The organism is Tardiphaga robiniae (assembly GCF_013359755.1).
Taxonomy (GTDB): domain Bacteria; phylum Pseudomonadota; class Alphaproteobacteria; order Rhizobiales; family Xanthobacteraceae; genus Tardiphaga; species Tardiphaga robiniae.
Genome location: NZ_JABMCJ010000087.1, coordinates 65,054 through 84,806, shown reverse-complemented (window position 1 = coordinate 84,806; position 19,753 = coordinate 65,054). Strand labels below are relative to the sequence as shown.

The 19,753-nt window shown below is 62.2% G+C and carries 20 protein-coding genes and 1 tRNA gene; 5 read left to right on the top strand and 16 right to left on the bottom strand.

Features of this window, described 5'->3' with window-relative positions:
* The coding region (locus HP556_RS18320; protein ID WP_246297804.1) for a GTP-binding protein at window positions 1-215 on the bottom strand (215 nt) is incomplete at its 3' end.
* Between the two features lie 174 nt (window positions 216-389).
* Here HP556_RS18320 and HP556_RS18315 point away from each other — a divergent pair.
* The gene (locus HP556_RS18315) at window positions 390-1,613 is read left to right on the top strand and encodes a serine hydrolase domain-containing protein (RefSeq protein WP_175368038.1); all 1,224 of its coding nucleotides are present in this window, start codon (window positions 390-392) and stop codon (window positions 1,611-1,613) included.
* A gap of 160 nt (window positions 1,614-1,773) precedes the next feature.
* On the opposite strand, the gene HP556_RS18310 is transcribed toward HP556_RS18315, so the two are convergent.
* A complete protein-coding gene (locus HP556_RS18310; protein ID WP_175368037.1) occupies window positions 1,774-2,541 on the bottom strand; it encodes an SDR family NAD(P)-dependent oxidoreductase in 768 nt (255 codons plus the stop codon).
* 191 nt (window positions 2,542-2,732) lie between these two features.
* A complete protein-coding gene (locus HP556_RS18305; RefSeq protein ID WP_175368036.1) occupies window positions 2,733-3,476 on the bottom strand; it encodes a histidine phosphatase family protein in 744 nt (247 codons plus the stop codon).
* A 135-nt stretch (window positions 3,477-3,611) separates the two neighbouring features.
* Here HP556_RS18305 and HP556_RS18300 point away from each other — a divergent pair, with 135 nt between their 5' ends.
* Window positions 3,612-4,397, top strand: a complete 786-nt coding sequence (locus tag HP556_RS18300) for an SDR family NAD(P)-dependent oxidoreductase (RefSeq protein WP_175368035.1) — start codon at window positions 3,612-3,614, stop codon at window positions 4,395-4,397.
* A 32-nt stretch (window positions 4,398-4,429) separates the two neighbouring features.
* Here HP556_RS18300 and HP556_RS18295 read toward each other — a convergent pair whose 3' ends face one another.
* The 4 genes from HP556_RS18295 to HP556_RS18280 all read right to left on the bottom strand — a co-directional run bounded on the left by HP556_RS18295 (window position 4,430) and on the right by HP556_RS18280 (window position 8,891).
* On the bottom strand, window positions 4,430-5,341 hold the full coding sequence (locus HP556_RS18295) for a DMT family transporter (RefSeq protein ID WP_175368034.1): 912 nt from the start codon (window positions 5,339-5,341) through the stop codon (window positions 4,430-4,432).
* A 199-nt stretch (window positions 5,342-5,540) separates the two neighbouring features.
* A complete protein-coding gene (locus tag HP556_RS18290; protein ID WP_175368033.1) occupies window positions 5,541-6,452 on the bottom strand; it encodes a DMT family transporter in 912 nt (303 codons plus the stop codon).
* Window positions 6,453-6,571: 119 nt separating this feature from the next.
* Window positions 6,572-7,633 (bottom strand): phosphotransferase, encoded by a 1,062-nt coding sequence (locus HP556_RS18285; RefSeq protein ID WP_175368032.1) that lies wholly within the window; start codon window positions 7,631-7,633, stop codon window positions 6,572-6,574.
* 22 nt (window positions 7,634-7,655) lie between these two features.
* Entirely contained in the window at window positions 7,656-8,891 is a 1,236-nt protein-coding gene (locus HP556_RS18280; RefSeq protein WP_068731553.1) for an acyl-CoA dehydrogenase family protein, read from the bottom strand.
* Between the two features lie 269 nt (window positions 8,892-9,160).
* Between HP556_RS18280 and HP556_RS18275 the strand changes: the two genes are divergently transcribed.
* Both HP556_RS18275 and HP556_RS18270 read left to right on the top strand, forming a co-directional pair.
* A complete protein-coding gene (locus tag HP556_RS18275; protein ID WP_175368031.1) occupies window positions 9,161-9,832 on the top strand; it encodes a TetR/AcrR family transcriptional regulator in 672 nt (223 codons plus the stop codon).
* Window positions 9,833-9,916: 84 nt separating this feature from the next.
* Window positions 9,917-10,645 carry a YkgJ family cysteine cluster protein gene (locus tag HP556_RS18270; protein ID WP_175368030.1) on the top strand — a complete coding sequence of 243 codons (729 nt, stop codon included), beginning with the start codon at window positions 9,917-9,919 and terminating at the stop codon, window positions 10,643-10,645.
* 117 nt (window positions 10,646-10,762) lie between these two features.
* Here the strand turns inward: HP556_RS18270 and HP556_RS18265 are convergent, their stop codons facing one another.
* Window positions 10,763-10,996 carry a hypothetical protein gene (locus HP556_RS18265; protein WP_175368029.1) on the bottom strand — a complete coding sequence of 78 codons (234 nt, stop codon included), beginning with the start codon at window positions 10,994-10,996 and terminating at the stop codon, window positions 10,763-10,765.
* A gap of 196 nt (window positions 10,997-11,192) precedes the next feature.
* Between HP556_RS18265 and HP556_RS18260 the strand changes: the two genes are divergently transcribed.
* Window positions 11,193-11,807 carry a hypothetical protein gene (locus tag HP556_RS18260; protein ID WP_175368043.1) on the top strand — a complete coding sequence of 205 codons (615 nt, stop codon included), beginning with the start codon at window positions 11,193-11,195 and terminating at the stop codon, window positions 11,805-11,807.
* Between the two features lie 30 nt (window positions 11,808-11,837).
* Here HP556_RS18260 and HP556_RS18255 read toward each other — a convergent pair whose 3' ends face one another.
* The 8 genes from HP556_RS18255 to HP556_RS18220 all read right to left on the bottom strand — a co-directional run bounded on the left by HP556_RS18255 (window position 11,838) and on the right by HP556_RS18220 (window position 19,749).
* Window positions 11,838-12,005 carry a hypothetical protein gene (locus tag HP556_RS18255; protein WP_158596884.1) on the bottom strand — a complete coding sequence of 56 codons (168 nt, stop codon included), beginning with the start codon at window positions 12,003-12,005 and terminating at the stop codon, window positions 11,838-11,840.
* Between the two features lie 510 nt (window positions 12,006-12,515).
* Entirely contained in the window at window positions 12,516-13,640 is a 1,125-nt protein-coding gene (locus tag HP556_RS18250) for a serine hydrolase domain-containing protein (protein WP_175368028.1), read from the bottom strand.
* Between the two features lie 213 nt (window positions 13,641-13,853).
* Complete coding sequence (locus HP556_RS18245) at window positions 13,854-14,690, bottom strand: hypothetical protein (protein WP_175368027.1); 837 nt, start codon at window positions 14,688-14,690, stop codon at window positions 13,854-13,856.
* 113 nt (window positions 14,691-14,803) lie between these two features.
* A tRNA-Gly gene (locus tag HP556_RS18240) sits at window positions 14,804-14,877 on the bottom strand.
* 1,085 nt (window positions 14,878-15,962) lie between these two features.
* Window positions 15,963-16,757, bottom strand: a complete 795-nt coding sequence (locus HP556_RS18235; RefSeq protein WP_175368026.1) for a MetQ/NlpA family ABC transporter substrate-binding protein — start codon at window positions 16,755-16,757, stop codon at window positions 15,963-15,965.
* A gap of 45 nt (window positions 16,758-16,802) precedes the next feature.
* The gene (locus HP556_RS18230) at window positions 16,803-17,468 is read right to left on the bottom strand and encodes a methionine ABC transporter permease (RefSeq protein ID WP_068732062.1); all 666 of its coding nucleotides are present in this window, start codon (window positions 17,466-17,468) and stop codon (window positions 16,803-16,805) included.
* The gene (locus HP556_RS18225; protein ID WP_175368025.1) at window positions 17,458-18,579 is read right to left on the bottom strand and encodes a methionine ABC transporter ATP-binding protein; all 1,122 of its coding nucleotides are present in this window, start codon (window positions 18,577-18,579) and stop codon (window positions 17,458-17,460) included. The genes HP556_RS18230 and HP556_RS18225 overlap by 11 nt, the downstream gene beginning before the upstream one ends.
* A 207-nt stretch (window positions 18,580-18,786) precedes the next feature.
* A complete protein-coding gene (locus HP556_RS18220; RefSeq protein ID WP_175368024.1) occupies window positions 18,787-19,749 on the bottom strand; it encodes an aliphatic sulfonate ABC transporter substrate-binding protein in 963 nt (320 codons plus the stop codon).
* Between the last annotated feature and the right edge of the window lie 4 nt (window positions 19,750-19,753).

Genomic DNA, 19,753 nt, shown 5'->3' with positions numbered 1-19,753 from the left:
GTCTCGTATTCGACGTGCGCCGTCGAAATGGTGATGCCGCGGGCCTTTTCCTCGGGCGCCTTGTCGATCTGGTCGTAAGCGGTGAACGTGGCACCACCCGTTTCCGCCAGCACCTTCGTGATCGCCGCCGTCAGCGACGTCTTGCCGTGGTCAACGTGACCGATCGTACCAATATTGCAGTGCGGCTTGTTACGTTCAAATTTTGCTTTGGCCATAGATCCACCTGTTAAGCCACGCCCGTGCGCAGCACCAAACCGGCGGCTGGTTACAAGGGAAAACGGCCCTGTTCAAGCCCGAACTTCTGGGCCAAGCTCGTCCAACCATGCCGGCGAGCCCCCTATGTAAGCCGGCAAATGACAAGATCAATCAAAGCACTATCGGGAGCCCCCATGAACGCCCAAACTGCCGCAAAACACGCCATTTCCCTCGAGACCCCCGAGCTGCCGCAGGCCCCGCCGGAAACGCTGGGATTGTCATCAAACCGTCTTCAAATCATGTCGGACGCGTTCAAGCGCGAGATCGACAAGGGCACCACGCCCGGCGTCACCATGCTGGTCTCCCGCCGCGGCCAGATCGGCTATTTCGAGGCCTTCGGCAAGCAGACCCCGGATGGCTCCGCGGCCATGACGCGCGACAGCCTGTTTCGCATCTTCTCGATGACCAAGCCGATCGTCTCGCTGGGCATCATGCAGCTGGTCGAGAACGGCCACATCCTGCTCAACGATCCGCTCGCCAAATACATCCCCGAATTCGCGGAGACCAAGGTCGGCGTCGAGCGCAATGGCGCGCTCGAACTGGCGCTGCCGCTGCGCCCGATCACGATCCAGGACCTGCTGCGCCACACGTCAGGCATCTCCTATGAGATCACCGGCAACGGCATGGTGCAGCGGATGTACCAGAAGTCAAATCTGCGCAATCGCAATATCACCAATGAGGAGCACGCCAAGATCGTCGCCGGCCTGCCGCTGATCTGCCAGCCCGGCAGTGAATGGAATTACAGCCGCTCCACGGACATTCTCGGCCGCGTCATCGAGGTCGTGTCCGGCAAGACGCTGGGCAGCTATCTCACCGAGAACATTCTGGCGCCGCTGCAGATGGCCGAGACCGGCTTCCACACAGCAGGCACGAACAAGGACCGTATCGCGCAGCCCTTCCCCACCGATCCCTGGACCGGCGAGAAAGTCGCGCTGTTCGATCCGCTCGAAATTCCGAAGATGGAATCCGGCGGCGGCGGACTGGTATCGAAGACCATGGACTATGCGCGCTTCTGCCAGATGCTGCTCAACGGCGGCACGCTGGACGGCAACCGCGTGATCGGCAGCCGCACGCTGCACCTGATGGCGTCCAATCACCTCAGCCCTAACGTGAAGCTGGAGACACATCTCGTACCGCCCGGCCACAGCTTCGGCCTCGGCTTCGCCGTACGCACCGACGATGGTCACGCGCCCTATGCGGGATCGAAGGGCCAGTTCTTCTGGAGCGGAGTCGCCGGCACGTTCTTCTGGATCGATCCGCAGGAAGAACTGTTTGCGGTGTTCATGTCGCAGGGACCCGGCCAGCGGGAATATTTCAGGACGCTGATCCGGAGTCTCGTCTACGCGGCGGTGGAGTAAGCAAGAAAAACTCGTCATTCCGGGGCGCGGCCGGCGCAAGCCGGACGCGAACCCGGAATCTCGAAATGGCCTGACACCGACGGAGACTCCCACGTCGAGGTTCCGGGTACGCGGCCGCCGCCTTCGGCGCCGTCCACGCCCCGGAACGACGAGTTTGAAATCAACTAATCGTCGCGCCGCCGTCGATCACCATCGTCTGCCCGGTCATGAAATTCCCGGCTGCGGATCCCAGGAACACCGCGGCGCCCGCGATTTCATCGGGGATGCCGATGCGCAGCAGCGGCGAGCGTGCGGTGGAGGCCTTGAGGTTCTCCGGATTGTCCCACAGCGCCTTGGCAAAGTCGGTCTTGATGAGGCCCGGCGCAATGCAGTTCACACGCACATTGAACTTGCCGTATTCGCAGGCGAGATTGCGCGCGAGCTGCATGTCGGCGGCTTTCGAGATCGCATAGGCGCCCAGGATCGTCGAGCCCTTCAACCCGCCGATCGACGACACGATGATCACCGAGCCATCCTTGCGTTCGATCATGTCCGGCACGACCATGCTGGTCAGCCAGTTGTTGGCGACGATGTTGTTGTCGAGAATCTTGCGGAACTGATCGTCGGAAATGCCAGCTAGCGGACCGTAATACGGATTCGATGCGGCGTTACACACCAGCACGTCGATCTTGCCGAACGCCTTCTTGCTCTCGTCGACGAGGTTCTGCAGGTTTTCCTTGCTGGAGATGTTCGCAGCAATCGCCACCGCAGTCCCCTCGCCGAACTGCGCGTTGATCACCTTCGCCACCTCGTCGCAGACATCCTGCTTACGCGACGAGATCACCACCTTGGCGCCGTGCTCGGCCATCCGCTCGGCAATGGCGCGGCCGATGCCGCGCGTCGAGCCGGTGATGACGGCGACTTTTCCGGTCATGTCGAACAGGTTCATGTGTGTTTCTCCCTGATGTTGTTGATGTTGTTTAAAACGCCGGCCTCTCGCTCCCTCTCCCCGCTTGCGGGGAGAGGGTGGGGTGAGGGGGAGCCTCCGCAAGCTCGGAGCGAATGGATAGTCCCCCTCACCCGGATCACTCGCTGCGCTCGCGATCCGACCTCTCCCCGCAAGCGGGGAGAGGTTAGCAACTACGCCAGCTTTGTGCTCGACGTCGCGACTTCCGGCCCCGCCGGCTGATGCATCGCTGCATGCGACGGATCGGCGATCCATGGCTGCTGGTTGACCATCGGAATGCGCCAGCCGCTGTGGCCGTCGCTGGCGAGATGATCGAGCCGCGTGACCGAGCAGTTGTCGATGGTGAAAGCGAGGCCGCGATCCGGCTGATCGTTGAGCGCGAGGCCGATCGCCGCCTTGATCGTGCCGCCATGCGCGACCGCAATGATATCCTTGCCGGCGTGCTCGACATTAATGCGTTCGATGCCACGGCGGACGCGGTTGTAGAGATCCATGAAGCTTTCGCCATTCGGCGATGGCTCATCGATCGGCGCGAACCAGTAGCTGCCGACATTGATAGGACGGCTGGCGAAGAACGCAGCGCGGTTCATGCCCTGCCAGTCACCGAGATGCTGTTCGGCGAAATCCGCTTCATGCGGCATCGCGTCGGGCTTCGGAAATCCCGCGGCCCAGATTGCACTGGCGGTCTGATGGGTGCGTTTCAGATTGCTGGCGACCCAGACGGCATTGCGCGGCAGGATCTTGCCGACCGCATCGAACACCACGCTGTCGCTGCAGTCGCAGTCCATGTCCTTCTGGCCGTAGATATTGCCGCCGTCACTCCGCACCGGCGCGTGTCGCACCCACCACCACCGCGTCGCCGTCACGCCTTGAGGGACTGTATGCTGCGCCACGAACGGTTTCTCGGCGTTGGACATCGTGACCACCCTTCAATACTGTTTCATCCGTCCTACGTCAGAGCGCGAAGCGCCTCAAGCATCTTCGCAGCTTGGCACGCATCATTGAATTCCATATGGCGGCACGCCGCACAAAAAACATACAGGGAGAGAGTTATGGGCCGCCTCGCAGGCAAATCCGTCATCATCACCGGCGCAGGCAGCGGCATCGGCCGCGCCGCAGCGCAATTGTTCTCGCTGGAAGGCGCCAAGCTCATCATCGTCGACCGCAGCGAGAGCGTGCATGAGACAGCCAAACTTGTGAGCGATGCCGGCGGCACCATTGAAGCGATAACGGCGGATGCCGGTTCCGAGAGCGACGTGAAAGCCTTCATCGACAAGGCCGTCTCCAAATACGGCAAGCTCGACGCGATCTGGGCCAATGCCGGCGTGTCGGGCGGCCTCGTGCCGCTGCTGGAACAGACCGTCGAGCAATGGCAGGAGATCCTGCGCATCAATCTGATCGGGCCGTTTCTCGCGATCAAACATTCCATGCCGCATATGGTGAAACAGGGCCACGGCTCCATCGTTCTCACCGCCTCTGTCGCCGGCCTGAAGTCCGGCGCCTCCGGCCATCCTTATGCGTCGAGCAAGGCCGGCGTCATCAGCCTGGTGCAGACCACGGCCTATTCGCTCTCCGGCACCGGCGTGCGCATCAATGCGGTGTGCCCCGGCCTGATCGAGACCGGCATGACCAAGCCGATCTTCGACAATGCCAAGGAACGCGGCACGCAGGGCAAGATCGGCCAGCTCAATCCGCTGAAGCGCGCCGGCCAGCCGCATGAACTCGCGGCGATGGGATTGTTTCTGGCGAGCGATGAAGCGTCCTATGTGAATGGCCAGGCGATCCCGGTGGACGGCGGCCTCACAGCGTCGATGCCTTACGCGGGCAAACCGATCTAGCCGCGTCGCTATAGCGCGGCGTACTCGCCGCGCTATACGCCGTCCGGCGGAGCGTTCGACGAATTCGTCGCCAGCAAACGGTCGCGGACGCGCTCGCGGTGGAACGTGTAGATGCCGGACAACACGATCACGCTCGCGCCGAGCACCATCATGGCGTCGGGCACATCACCGAAGACCAGATAGCCCAGCAGCATCGCGTAGAGCATCTGCGAATAACGCATCGGCGCGACCGACGAGACATCGCCGACGCGCAGCGCGAGGATGACGCACTGGAATCCGATCAACGTCATCACCGCCGCCAGCGCCAGCAAAGCGAGCGAATAAAACGATAGCGCAGTCCAGTCCCCGTGCAGCAGGGTGAACACTGCCCCTGCCAGGGTCACCGCAACGGCGGTGAGAAAGGTGACGAACAGCGTGGGAATTTCGGCCGGGATGCGTTTGGTGACGAGATCGCGCGTGGCGTAGAACAACACCGACAGCAGCGCCACCAACGTGAACTGGCTGAACCCCTCGGCGCCCGGCCGCACGATGATCAGCACGCCAATGAAGCCCGCGGCAATCGCCAACCATCGGCGCCACCCCACCGGCTCGCCCAGGATCAGCACGGCGCCGCAGGTCATCACCAGCGGCAGCGATTGAACGATGGCGGTCACATTGGCGAGCGGCAGCGCGCTCACCGCGACCAGGAACAGCGCCGAGCCGCCGATCTCCCCGGAGATGCGCAGCGCCACCGACGGCACGAACAGCAGCCGCAGCGGCCGTAGCGCGCCCTGATGCACCGCCAGCGCACCGATCATGACGCTGGCGAACAGCCCGCGCAGCATCATCACCTGGCTGAAATGCATCTGCACGGTCAGAAATTTGGCGATCGCGTCGTTGACGCTGAAAGTTGCCATGGAGACAGCCATCAGCAGGCTGCCGCGCAGATTGGGAGAGAGAGGCAAGACAATCCTGGGTGAGTTACGGTCAGAGCGGACAGGCTCCGAACAGAGCAAGACTCAGGCCAAATGATTGCGCCTCGTGTGCACCAAAACAGAAACGCGAGCCAGACGACCCGCGCGTCCCTGCCATTCACTGCGCGCTGGGCCAGGCGCTGACAGCCGAGTGGAGCGACCCCCATCCTGAGGATCCGCTGTGATCGCCCTACAACCCATCCGGCGGCATGCTCGGCGCACTGGCCGCCGGCAACCGGTTGCGAACACGCTCGCGATGGAACGCATAAAGACCGGACAGCACGATCACCGACGCGCCGAGAACCATCGGGCCGTCCGGCACATCGCCGAACACGAGGTAGCCAAGCAACATGGCCCACAGCAGTTGCGAGTACCGGAACGGCGCAACAGCGGAGATATCGCCGGCGCGCAGCGCCAGGATCACACACTGATATCCAATCAGCACCAGCACAGCGGCGAGCGCCAGCAGGCCGAGCGACCGGTTCGAGGGTGGCGTCCAGCCGCCCAGCGGAACGAGCAGGATGGCGCCAACGATCGTCACGACGATCGTCGTCAAAAACGTGACGAACATTGAAGGGATTTCGGTCGGAATGCGCTTGGTCGCGAGATCGCGCACGGTACAGAACGCGACCGACAACAGCGCCAGCAGCGAAAACTGGTTGAATCCTTCCACGCCGGGACGGACCACAATGAGAACGCCGACGAAGCCCGCGGCGATCGCCAGCCAGCGCCGCCAGCCCACCTGCTCACCGAAGATGAGTGCCGCACCGAGCGTGATCGCGAGTGGCAACGATTGAAAGATCGACGATACGTTCGCAAGGGGCAGATGTGCGAGCGACGCCAGAAAAGTCACGGTGCCGCCGATCTCGCCGAATATGCGCAGCGCCACAGACGGAACGAACAGGATGCGCAGCGGACGCAGCGCCTTCTGCTGGGTGGCGAGCGCTCCGATCAGCACGGCGGCGAACAGACCGCGCACCAGCATCACCTGGCCGAAGTTCATGTGCAGCGTCAGGAATTTCGTGAGCGCGTCGTTGAGGCTGAAGCCGGCCATGGCTATGGCCATCAGCACGCTGCCGCGAAGACTGGGAGAGAGAGACAAGTGCGTTTCCAGGTCGATCGACGCAGCAGCACTTGCTGCGGCCGGCCCTCTTGGCGGGGCATCTCTGAAGCGATCATGAAAGAGGCGCGATCCCCAGTCGGTCGCGCCTCTTCAATCGTTTATTTCGCGCCGGCGAGCTGTGCGTATTTCCACGACGCCTGCGCCAGCGGCACGGTGCGCTTGGCGGATTCCATCGCCTTGGCGGAGGATGCGGTGCCGTCGCGCACGCGGCCGGCAATGCCCTGCAGAATGCCGGTGAGCCGGAACAGGTTGTAGCAATAGTACCAGTTCAGATCCGGCACGCTCTTGCGGCCGGCCTTGTCGCAATAGATCTTGGCGGCCTCGTCCATGCTCGGGATGTTGAGCGCCTTGAAGTCGAGCCCGTCGAGGCCCGGCATGATCCACTGCATCAAAAGATAAGTGAAGTCGGCCATCGGATCGCCCAATGTCGACAACTCCCAGTCGAGCACGGCCTGCACCTTCGGCTGCGTCGTATGGAACACCATGTTGTCGATGCGATAGTCGCCATGCACCACCGACACCCGCTCCTGCTCTGGAACGGAGGTCGGCAGCCATTCGATCAGCCGCTCCATTTCCGGAATCAGCTGCGTCTCGGAGGCGCGATACTGCTTGGTCCAGCGATCGACCTGACGGGAAAAGTAATTGCCGGGACGGCCGAAATCGCCGAGCCCGATCTTTTCGGGATCGTAGCTGTGCAGCTGCGCCAGCGTCTCGATCTTCGCCGTGAAGATCGCGCGGCGATCTTCCTTCGGCACCGTTGGCAGCGCCGGATCCCAGAAGATCCGGCCGTCTTCCATCGACATGATGTAGAACGCCGAACCGATGACATTGTCATCGGTGCAGAGCGCATAGGCCTTGGCGACCGGGAAGCCTTGCTTGCCGAGCGCCGCGATCACCTTGTATTCGCGATCGACGGCGTGCGCCGATGGCAGAAGCTTGCCGAACGGCTTGCGCCGCATCACGTAGGATTGCTTCGGCGTATTCAGCCGATAGGTCGGGTTGCTTTGTCCGCCCTTGAACTGCAGGACGGTCAGCGGTCCCTCATAGCCTTCTACATGCTCGCGCATCCAGGCTTCGAGGCTCATCTCGTCGAAGCGATGCCGCTCCTCGACTGGCCTCGTGCCGTTATACTCGTCGTCGCGCTTCACACCATCGGTCACGTCAGTCTCCGCTTAGCGTTTCTTAGTGCTTCGACTCATTGGCATACTTGCGCAGTTCGAGCCGCGCAATGGCACGGTTGTGCACCTCGTCCGGACCGTCGGCGAGACGCATGGTGCGCATCGACGCATAGTCACGGGCGAGACCCGCATCGTCGGACACGCCGGCGGCGCCGTAAGCCTGGATCGCGTTGTCGATGATCTTCAGCGCCATATTCGGGCCGGAGACCTTGATCATCGCGATTTCGAGCTGGGCGGTCTTGTTGCCGACCTTGTCCATCATGTCGGCAGCCTTGAGGCAGAGCAGACGGTTCATCTCGATATCGGTGCGGGCTTCAGCGATGCGCTGCTCCCAGATCGAATATTCGATGATCTTCTTGCCAAAGGCGGTGCGCGACGACAGCCGGCGCACCATCTTCTCCAGCGCTTCCTCGGCCTTGCCGATGGTGCGCATGCAGTGATGGATGCGGCCCGGACCGAGACGGCCCTGCGCGATCTCGAAGCCGCGGCCTTCGCCCAGCAGGATGTTGCTGGCGGGCACGCGGACATTGTCCAGCTTCACCCGCGCGTGGCCGTGCGGTGCATCGTCGAAGCCGAACACCGGCAGCATCTTCTCGATTGTCACACCCTTGGCATCGCGCGGCACCAGGATCTGCGACTGCTGCTGGTGCTTCGCCGCGCTCGGATCGGTCTTGCCCATCACGATCATCACGGCGCAGCGCGGATCGCCCATGCCCGACGACCACCACTTGGTGCCGTTGATGACGTATTCGTCGCCGTCGCGCTTGATCGAGGTCTCGATATTGGTTGCGTCCGACGACGCGACATCCGGCTCGGTCATCAGGAAGGCGGAGCGGATCTCGCCGTTCATCAGCGGCTTCAGCCACTTCTGCTTATGCTCTTTCGAGCCATAGCGCATGAACACTTCCATATTGCCGGTGTCCGGCGCGGAGCAGTTGAACACTTCCGAGGCCCAACCGATATGGCCCATCTGCTCGGCGAGCAGCGCATATTCCAGATTGCTCAGTCCCGCGCCGTGGAATTCGTCGTCTTCATGCGACGACGGCGGCATGAACATGTTCCACAGGCCTTCGGCCTTCGCCTTCTTCTTCAATTCCTCGACGATCGGGATCACCTTCCAGCGCTCGCCCGCTTCGTCCTGCTGACGATAGATCGGCACGGCGGGGCGGACATGCTTGGTCATGAAGGAGGACACGCGCTCGAGCCATTCGCGCTGGCGGTCCGACATATTGAAATCCATGGGGCGATCCTCGCGTTTTTTAGAATTGTTGGCGGCACTGTTGTCCCGTCGCTGGATCACCGCAAGAGCAAATTTGTCTCTGCTGATGCGGCACAGATCCGCGCGGGGGCGATGGCGTTGAGCAGATGCAATATGCCATCAGGCGCACATTGACATTTCCCGACGCTCAAACGATAGTTTCATACACGCGTTTGAAATGCAATGACCCCGATCCGCACCGCTTGCATGGGGCCATGTTGCAAAAGGACCGTTTTGATCAGGACGATCGCATGGCAGCAGACCACACACGGACGGCGATCATCACCGCAGCCGAACGGCTCTATGCCGAACGCGGCTTCGCGGATGTGACCATGCGCGACATCGTGGCTGCGGCGGACGTCAATCTCGCGGCGGTGAATTATCATTTCGGCAGCAAGGACGAACTGATCGCCGAACTGTTCGTGACACGCAGCCTCGCCACCAATCGCGAGCGCCTGCGCGAATTGAAGGCGGCGGAGGAAGCCGGCGACGGCCGCGCCGATATCCATGCGATCTTTGCCGCGCTGGTCGGCCCGACGCTGCGCGGCTGCCTCGGGCCGGAGAAACAGCGCTCGGATGCCGCGCGCTTCATGATCCGCGCCTCGATCGAATCCGTGCCGCCGATCCGCAAGATCAAGAACCGCGAGGTCGATCACCTCAAGCGCTTCGCCGCGGCGATGCGCCGGTCCCTGCCCGATCAGGACCCCGCCGATATCTTCTGGGCGCTGCATTTCGCGCTGGCCATGGCGCACCAGACCATCCGCGACAGCGAACGCCTGACGCGCATGTCCGACGGGCTGTGCGACCTCAACGATGTGCAGGCGATCACCGACCGCGTCGTTGCGGTCGCTGTCATGGCGTTGACGGGCCGCGCGGCCAGGGCACCCGCGAAGGAACCGGCCAAGACCAAGGCGCGCGCCTGAACGGTAAAGCCCGGTTCCACTTGAGATTGCTGGTGACGTCCCGCCGATTCGCAGCGTATTCCGGGAGCGGATCGGGACCGCATCATGAGCGCACAGGACGCCATCGACTTCGTGTCGGACAATATTGCGGAAGTGGGCGCGCTGATGCGCTCGCTGTCCGGCCGCTATGAAGGCATCTTCGGCAATCTGCGCGCCGCCTATGGCGTCGCCTTCGAACAGGCGGACAGCATCGCAGATGCCGCGCGCGACGCGACCGCCATTGCGGACGCCGCCACGACAGCCATTCGCGACAACATCCCGAACCAGCCGGGCAATGCCTGCACCAGCGGCTGCGCCGCCTGCTGTCATCTCTACGTCCAGGTGCCGCCCGGCACCGCGACCCTGATGGCAAGACATATCGCCGCGCATTTCACGCCGGACGAACAGGCGGCACTCCGCACCCGCCTCGAAGTCGCCGCGGCGGCCGCGCGCGATGCCGTCGACGTCATGAAACTTCGCATGCGCTGCGCGCTGCTCGGATCCGACAATCGCTGCACGGTCTATGAGGTCCGCCCGCTGACCTGCCGCGCCTTCACATCACGTTCAGTGGCGCGCTGCCACGACGTGGTGTTCGGCGATGTACCTGAAGGCACCGGTGTCGAACAGAACGCCGCGCATTTCCGCATTCACATGGAAGCGACATTTGCGCTGGAACAGTCAGCGCGCAATCGCGGCCTTCCTGATGCGCAGAAGGGACTGGCGCAGGCGCTGCTGGACGAGATGGGAACCATCGCTGGGCCTGCACCGGAAGCTAAGCGCCATGCCGGTTCGTGATGGCGAATGCGCGACCCCGCTCACGACCAACAGCCGACATGATCGATGAGTATTTCCGTCCCTTCGTCGCGCGACTCTACATTCATATCCAGGGACTGACGCCCTCCCCGCCACCGGCTATCGGCGCCGCGATTTGCGTGAGTGCTGGACTGGCGCAGGCGCAGGCGGCTGCGACACGAGTGAGCCCGATTGGTTTGTGACGTAGCCGCGCGATTCCTGCAGCCGGCGCTGATAGCCCGGCGAGTTCATAAAGCTGCTGCCACCGCCTCGGGCAGATGCCGCGTCAGCGAGCGCGAGTTCAGCAACGGCAGCCAGGATGAGCAGCGCAGCTTTCTTTGACATGATGGTCATAGTTCGAACCTCTCCGACCTGAGCAAGCAGCGCAAGGCAAAATCGTTCCGATAATCACATGGCACATGGAACGAGGCTGCGAGAGCGCACCAGTGTTCCCGATCACCGCACCGTGATCCTCGCCCACGTAATCATCGCGATCCCCGAACGTAACTCTCACGGCACCACGCCAAAGCGTTACGTGAAAGGACGAAATATGAGAGCGTTTTATGCGGCAGTCACCGGGCTGGGCATTGCCCTGATGAGTGCAGCCACCATTTCCGCCGCAAGCGCAGCCGAGACGGTTCGCGTGCGCGGCACGGTCGAGAGTGTCGACGGCGCGAAGCTGACGGTCAAAACCCGCGAGGGCAATTCGACCGCGATCAAGCTGAACGATAACTGGAAAGTCACCGGCGTGGCCAAGGCCTCGCTCAACGACATCAAGCCCGGCGACTTCGTCGGCATCGCCTCGCTGCCCAAATCCCGCGGCGGCGATGGCGCCCTCGAGGTCCTGATCTTCCCGGCGGGCATGAAAGGCACCGGCGAAGGCAGCTATCCCTGGGATCTGAAGCCGAACAGCACCATGACCAACGCCACCGTCACCAACGCCGTCAAGGACGTCGACGGCCGCAACATCACGGTGACCTTCCACGGCAAGGAAAAGACCATCTCGGTCGCGGATGACACGACAGTCGTAACCTTTGCGGCTGCCGCGCAGGGCGACCTGAAGCCGGGCATGACGGTGTTCGTACCGTCGCAGAAGGCGGACGACGGAACGCTCACCACCGGCAACGTGGTCGCCGGCACCAACGGCGTCGTGCCGCCGATGTAGCCCGCGCGAAGCGCGCATTGCGCCGGGGGATCAGTCGAGCGGTTTGTCGTCATCGGTCGGAGGCTCTGCCTCCGGCGAGCAGATGTCGCCGCCACCGAACTGATCCTCCGGAGCGGGATGATCTCCGAGAATCGTGAGCGGGTCCGGCTTTTCGCCCGGACCTTCCGGGGCCCGCTCCGCTGGCTTGCGAACATTCATGCTGGTGCCTCCCTTTGCAAGCCAACGCGGCCCCGTGCAATCCGTTGCATGGGAGGCGACGTCTGCGTTCTGAATGGGAGCGTCCTAGATCCGCGCCGCGATCAGTTGCCGGATGCGCAGAAGGGACTGGCGCAGGCACTGCTGGACGAGATGACGGGTTGATACGGGCCCTGCTCGATGCCGGACGCAACGACTGGCCGGAGAGCTATTTACCGCGCATTAAGCATAAACTGCCATCTTCCCATCGAAGCTGCCGACATAGGTGCCTCAGATGATTTCGGAAGCACAAATTTTACGTTTGATTGCCCTGCCACTGGCAGGTTGCGCCTTCCTGATCGCCGTTTATCTCACGACCGGAATCGGCTTGAGATAAAGCGACGCCGAAGCCGAGCAGCGGCTCATCCGGAAGCGGAAGAATGCGCTATCCCGCAACGCCCCGCCTGCGTTGCCTCCCTTGCGCGGCACCGCCAAGGTGCGAGATTTAAAGCTCCACGTCCGAACGGAAGCGTCCTAGCTCCGCGCCGCGATCAGTTGCCGGATAAACTCCGGCGCCTTCGCGCTGGGCAGCCACCGCGTCACCGCGATCATGTCAGCCTCGCGATCGATCCAGATCATGTTGCCGCCGGCACCAAGCGCATAGACCGCCGTGTCCGGCGCATTCTTGTTGGCATGCGGCCCGCGGTTCAGCCACCACAGGAAGCCGTAATTCGGCTGCTGTGACGACTGCGTCCACATCGCGTCGACCCAGGCCTGCGACAGCAGCCGCTTTCCATTCCAGTCGCCGCCGCGCGCCATCAGCAGGCCGAAGCGCGCATGGTCCTCCGCGCCGATGAACATGCCGCCGCCCCAATGGCCGCCGCCCGGCACCGACTGCATCCGCTGGCCATCGATCTCGACGAAGGAATTGTCATAGCCGACCCACTCCCAGTCCTTCGACGCGCCGATCGGATCCATGATGCGCGCACGCAGCACCTCCGGCAGCGGGTGCTTGAACAGGTTCAGCAGGCAGAGCGACAGCAGGTTCACGCGCACATCGTTATATTCGTAGAAGCTGCCCGGCGTTTGCAGCTCGCGCAGCTCGCCCTTGCGGCTGTTGTCGGCATTCGGCGCGACCAGACGGTTGTGATCGATCTGGTCGGGCTTGCCGAACAGCTCGCCGCGCCATTCGCTGGTCTGCTCCAACAGATGCCGCCAGGTAACCTTGGCGTTGTGCGCATCGGCAAACAGCGGCCCGGGCACGCGCTTGGTGACCGGCTCGTCGATATCCCCGATCAGCCCGTCATCGACAGCCAGGCCCGTCAGCGTGGCGAGATAGCTCTTGGCGATGGAGAAGGTCATGTCCGCCCGCGCGATCTCGCCCCACGCCGCCAGCACGCGACCGTTTTGCAGCACCATGCCCGCGGAGCCGCCGCGCTCGCGCACCGGGCCGAGCACCGCGCTCCATGGCCCGACCTCATTCCAGTCCACATTCGGCGCATAGCGACCGTCATCGTAATAGAAGCCACGCGGCCACGGCGTTTCATTGGCCTGCGCAAACGCCACCGCTGCAGCAAGCTTGTCCGGCGCGTAGCCGGCGGCGCGCGGATCGATTTTGTCCCAAGCGCTTGCGGCGGGGAAATAACGGGGGTCGGTCATGGGGATATCGGGCTCGTTTTGGACAACAGACGACGGTTATTGACCGTAAACGAACGAGCGGCAACCTATCGAGACGCGAGTGATTTCGCGGCACAGTTCAAAAGGCAGATCTTGACGGCCGCTAACACGACGACATTATGAGAAGCAACAATCCCAGTTATGGGCCGGGACAACTCAAGGCGCGTCAAGCTTTTTGAAGCTCGAGCAGATGAGTTAATTGGCATCGCCAGTGCTCGATGATCCTAGTATGTCGCCGAACTGCTTGAGTAACTCGCTTGCTCGATAGACTCTGGTTCTGTCGGGGTTCTCCCCTTCGCCGCTGCGAGATATGTGACGATGAACATCTTGCATCGCGGAGTCATCCTCGATGATTAACACAAGCAATGTATGCACCGATTTCTCTGAATGAATAAGCTGCTGCTTAGCTCTAGATAACACTCGCTGGCCACCTCGGAGAACGAGGGATGGAGATCGACCTCGCCGCAGCACCTTCACTTCGATGATAGTAAGCGATGCTCCCCTTTCCCAAATCCCATCTACGACTTGGCCCTCAGCTAATTTGACGTTCCGAAGAAGCGGAGCTTTAATTTCGCGCTCCAATCTTTGAAGCGCCAAGTTTTCGAGAATATACGCCGATCTGATTGCCTCAGATTTAATTTTAAATTGCAATGGACCGGGTTTGATTACCGCGCCTTCTCGGCCTGCGATCTCTGACCCTTCTGCCGCTTCTTCATGCTGTGTCTTGACGTCAGCTTCCAGCTTTCTCGCAATCTCTTTGGCAGTGGCGGGCTGAAACGTCGACGCAAAAACGTCCTCGCTTCGATAATCACTGGGGCCATAGAGCTTCTGATGATGCTTCGCGACCAACCAAGCGAAAACACCCAACACAGCAAAAGGAAAGATGACGATAAACCAGACCATCACCGACTGATTGCCTGGGGACAACCGGGCAACCGAAGTTCCAAATAGCAGCGCGCTCATCCCGTAGATGAGTGAAATAAATAGAGCAACGATGCTTAGAGGATTTCGTATCCAACCGAATGACTGCATCCACCCACGCCCCAAACAGTGAATAAAAACTACCTAAAGTAGAAAAAGCAAACAAGGCAATACAGAGATCAATCGTAACTGACCGGATAGACCTGAAAAAACTGAGACAGGGTTGGAGCGGGTAGAGGGAATCGAACCCTCGTATTCAGCTTGGAAGGCTGCTGCTCTACCATTGAGCTATACCCGCGTGCCGCGTCAGGTAACACGTTGCGCGGCGCGTCTCAACCTCATGTGAGGTCGCATCCCCTGCCCGCTGCGACCGGCGGATTGCGGTTGGATTTCAAGGGGATGGCGTGTGGAAATGGGATGTCCGGCTGTAGGCCGGGCCACCTCTGCTCGTCATTCCGGGGCGCGCGAAGGCGGCAATGCCGCCGAAGCGCGAACCCGGAATCTCAGAGTGTTTTGCGCTGACTAGAGATTCCCATGCTGAGATTCCGGGTTCGCGTGCGCGAAGGCGCACCCGCGCCCCGGAATGACGAGTGTGGGGCGGGCAAGAATATTTTCTCCCACCTCTCGTTGACAGAATCCCTATAAGGTTTATATTCCCTCTCGTCCGGCCTCGATGAGAGGGGCGAGCGCGATCGTCACGTTCGCGGGGCTGGATGCGGTGGACGCCGGAGATGCGGCGTCACGCGGTTTGGGGGTGACGTCTGTCTTCGGGCAGGACGGATCTGCGCCAGCACTGCCACTGGCAAGGACACGGTCGACCTTGAGATGGAAAGACCCCTGGACAGTGTGACGGACGACCAAATCGAAACGCGTCCGGCTTAAGTGCTTGAGGCTACCCTGTCCCTCCGCCCTGGGACACTAATTTTGGTGATGGGGCCGTTCGCCAAGGCAGATGTGCAGGCAACCGAAAAAACACCGCAGGCGGAACGCCGGGCACTTCGCCCAGCGCGTCCGAAAGTCCTGATGCACTCTATAGATTGCGGAAGACCGCATCGCATCAGGCCCAAGGGTGCAACGGGCACCCGGCGTTCCGCACGCCCTCTCGATTGAGGGTGAAGGAATGCGCAAAACTCGGACGCCATTGGCGCCGCGAGAATGCGAGCGCGTGGCTCTTTGAAATTTTGGAGATGCGATGGCGCACGGACGCCAGAGGAATCCCTCCCCCCGCGCGAAGCGAAGCTTCGCTAGGCGGGGAGGGTCGGCCGAGCGAAGCGGAGGCCGGGGTGGGGGTTGCCCCACGTGAGGGCGCCGCTTGTGGCACCCCCACCCGACCGGCCAAGCGGCCGGCCACCCTCCCCGCAAGGGGGAGGGAAGAGAAGGACCTTACCAGGTCGCGAGCACCGAGCCCTTGAACTTCTCATCGATGAACGCCTTCACTTCCGGCGACTGATAGCTCTCCACCAGCGTCTTGACCCAGGGCTTGTCCTTGTCGGCGGCGCGCACGGCGATGATGTTGGCGTAAGGCCCCTTCGGATCCTCGCGCAGGATCGCGTCCTTGACGGGATCGAGGCCGGCCTGGGTGGCGTAATTGGTGTTGATCCCTGCGACATCGACGTCAGGCAGCGTGCGCGGGAGCTGCGCGGCATCGACCTCGGTGATCTTCAGCTTCTTCGGATTGTCGGTGATGTCGAGCAGGCTCGGTTTGAAGCCGACGCCGTCCTTCAGCTTGATGATGCCCTTGTCGCGCAGCAGGATCAGCACGCGGCCGCCATTGGTCGGATCGTTCGGGATCGCCAGCGTGGCGCCCGACTTCACCTCGTCCCAGGTCTTCACCTTCTTCGAATAGATGCCCATCGGGAAGTTGATGGTGTTGCCCACAGCGACGATCTTGTATTTGCGATCGGCCACCTGGTTGTCGAGATAAGGCTGATGCTGGAACGAATTGGCCTGCAGGTCACCGGCTTCCAGCGCCGCATTCGGCACCACGTAATCGGAGAATTCGACGATCTGGATGTCGAGGCCCTTCTTGGCGGCGACGGCCTTGGCAGCTTCCAGCACCTGCGCATGCGGACCGGGGGTCACGCCGACCTTGATGGTCTCGGCGCTGGCAGCACCAGTGAGCGCGGCGAAGGCGAGGATGGAGAGAAGATAGCGACGAAGAGACATGGTGTTTTCCATTGTGAGTAAACGAGTGTGAGCGGGCCCGCTGCAGCGGGTGACCACTCAGGAATGTCGCGTGCGCTTGTCGAGGCGGCGCGAGATGAAGTCGCCAAGGCTCTGCACGCCCTGCACGAGACAGATCAGCACGGCGACAACGGTCGCCATGACTTCCGGCATGAAGCGCTGATAGCCGTAGCGGATGCCGAGATCGCCAAGCCCGCCGCCGCCGACGGCGCCGACCATGGCGGAATAACCGATCAGGCTGACGGTCGCGAGCGTGAGCGCCAGCGTCACCGCCGGCATCGCTTCAGGCAACAAGACCTTCCAGACGATCTGCAGCGGGCTCGCGCCAAAGGCACGCGCGGCCTCGACCAGACCCTGATCGACTTCGCGGATCGCGCCTTCGATGACCCTGGCAATGAACGGCGTCGCGGCGATGGTCAGCGGCACCACGGCGGCGCTGGTGCCGATCGAGGTGCCGGCGATCAGCCGCGTCAGCGGCACGATGGCGACGACGAGAATGATAAACGGCGTCGAGCGCGTGGCATTGACGACGAGACCAAGCAGCCGATTGACGTTCGGCGCCGGGAACAGCTCACCGGCCCGGCTGGTCGCCAGGAAGATGCCGAGCGGCAGGCCGGCCAGCGTGCCGAAAATGCCAGCCAGCGCCACCATGGTGAGCGTGTCCAGCGTCGACCACAGGATCATGTTGATCAGTTCAGGCGACATAGCCGAGATGCTCCACGGTGTTGCGGGTCGCGGTGAGATCGGCGATCAGCTTCGCCTGCAGCTCGGGCTCGGCCGCGACGGAGGCGATCAGCGTACCGAACGGATGATCGACAACATATTCGATCTGGCCATGCATGATGTTGAAGTCGACGCCATAGGCACGCGTTAGCCGCGAGAGTACGGGCTCATCGGCATCGGCGCCGGTGAAGGCGATGCGGATCACGGCCTGACGGCCCGGCGCATAGTCGGCCAGCAGCTTGCTTTGCAGCCATTCCGGCACATTGCCGCCGGTGACTTCGCCGACGAAACGCTTGGTGGTCGCATGGGTCGGCTTGGAGAAGATCTCGTAGGTCGTGCCCTGCTCGATGATCTGGCCGCCTTCCATCACGGCGACGCGCTGAGCCAGCTTCTTCACCACGGACATTTCATGGGTGATGAAGAGGATGGTCAGGTTGAGATCGGCATTGATCTGCTTGAGCAGCGCGATGATCTGCGCGGTGGTCTCGGGATCGAGCGCGGAAGTCGCCTCGTCCGACAGCAGCACTTTCGGTTTGGTGGCGAGCGCGCGTGCGATACCGACGCGCTGCTTCTGGCCCCCGGAGAGTTCGGCCGGATAACGGTCGCGCTTGTCGGCAAGACCGACCATGTCGAGCAGCGGCTCGACGATTCCCTTGATGTCCTTGCGCGGCGTGCCGGCGATTTCCAGCGGCAGCGCGATATTGTCGAAGGCCGTGCGCGACGACAGCAGGTTGAAATGCTGGAAGATCATGCCGATGGAGCGGCGCGCCTGGCGCAGCGCCTTCTCATCCAGCGATCCGATGTCGAGGCCGTCGACGGTGACCTTGCCGCGGGTCGGCTGTTCAAGTCCGTTGATCAGGCGGATCAGCGTCGACTTGCCGGCGCCGCTCTTGCCGATCACGCCGACAATGGCGCCTTCGGGCACCACGAGGTTGATCGTGTCGACCGCCTTCACCTCGGCGGAATCCTTCCGCGACGGGAAGATCTTGCTGACGCCATCGAAGGAGATGATGGCACGCCCTTGTTGGCCAGGATCTTGCGGATCGAGAACTGGCACGGGCGCTCCGGTCGGCTTGGACAGGGGAGCGTTCATTGAATGACGTTTCTGCGCAGTTGTGAAGCACGGGGCCGGCCTGCGTGTCGCGGGCGCCGTGGCTGCAACCTACTGATTTCGGGCATTATTTCAACCGCACTGCACAAATGAGGAAAATCCAGCGGTTTCAATGGCCTGTGGGAGTAAAAGAGTGCCGGGAGACGGCTGGTGACAGCGCTAATCGTCTCCCGGCGAGTTTTCGGGAGCTCAGGAGCCCGGGGTCCAGGTCCAGACGATGTCCTTCACATTGATCGCCTTGGGGATCAGGCCGAGCTTGTGGAAGCGATCCGCCGTTTCCTGCTGGGTGGCAATGATCCGGTCATTGATCGGCACCACCGTGTAGTTCGACCGTTCGACGGCGCGCGTGGTGGCAGCCTTGTCGACACCGGTCGCCTCCTGAAGCTTCGTTGCGACCTCCGGCCGATTGGCCTCGGCCCATTTCCCTTCATCGGCAAAGGTCTTGTTGAACAGCGCGACGATGTCCGGATGCCTGGTGGTGAAATCCTTGTTGGCGAGGAAGAACGAAATGGAATCCTGCACGTCCTTGGAGAAGGCAATCACCCGCGCCTGTTTGCCCTCGGCGAGCGCCAGATACGGATCCCAGATCGACCACGCGTCGATATTACCACCGGCGAATGCCGCCACCGCATCGGCGGGGCCGAGATAGACCGGCGTGATATCCGCATAGGTCAGTCCGGCCTTCTCCAGCGCGGCGATGATGGTGTTATGCGCGCTCGATCCCTTGCCGAAGCCGACCTTCTTGCCCTTGAGATCGGCGAGCGTCCTGATCGGCGAATTGTCGGGAACAACGATGCCTTGATTGTAGCCGCGCGACGGGATGGCGGCGATATAGACGAGATTGGCACGCGCAGCCTGCGCGAAAATCGGCGGCGCGTCGCCGGCATAGCCGAAGTCGACATTGCCGGTATTGATGGCTTCAAGGATCGGCGGCCCGAACTGGAATTCGACCCAGCGGACGCTGACGCCCTTTTCCTTGAACACCTTTTCGAGCGTCGCGCGCTGCTTCACGGCCGGGAAGATGCCGGCCTTCTGGAAGCCGATGCGGATTTCCTTCAGCTCCTGCGCCGTTGCTGGCGATGCGATGAGCCCGGCTGACAGCAACAGTGCTGCGGAGAGACCTGCGACCACAGATCGTCGGGAATAGGACATGCGC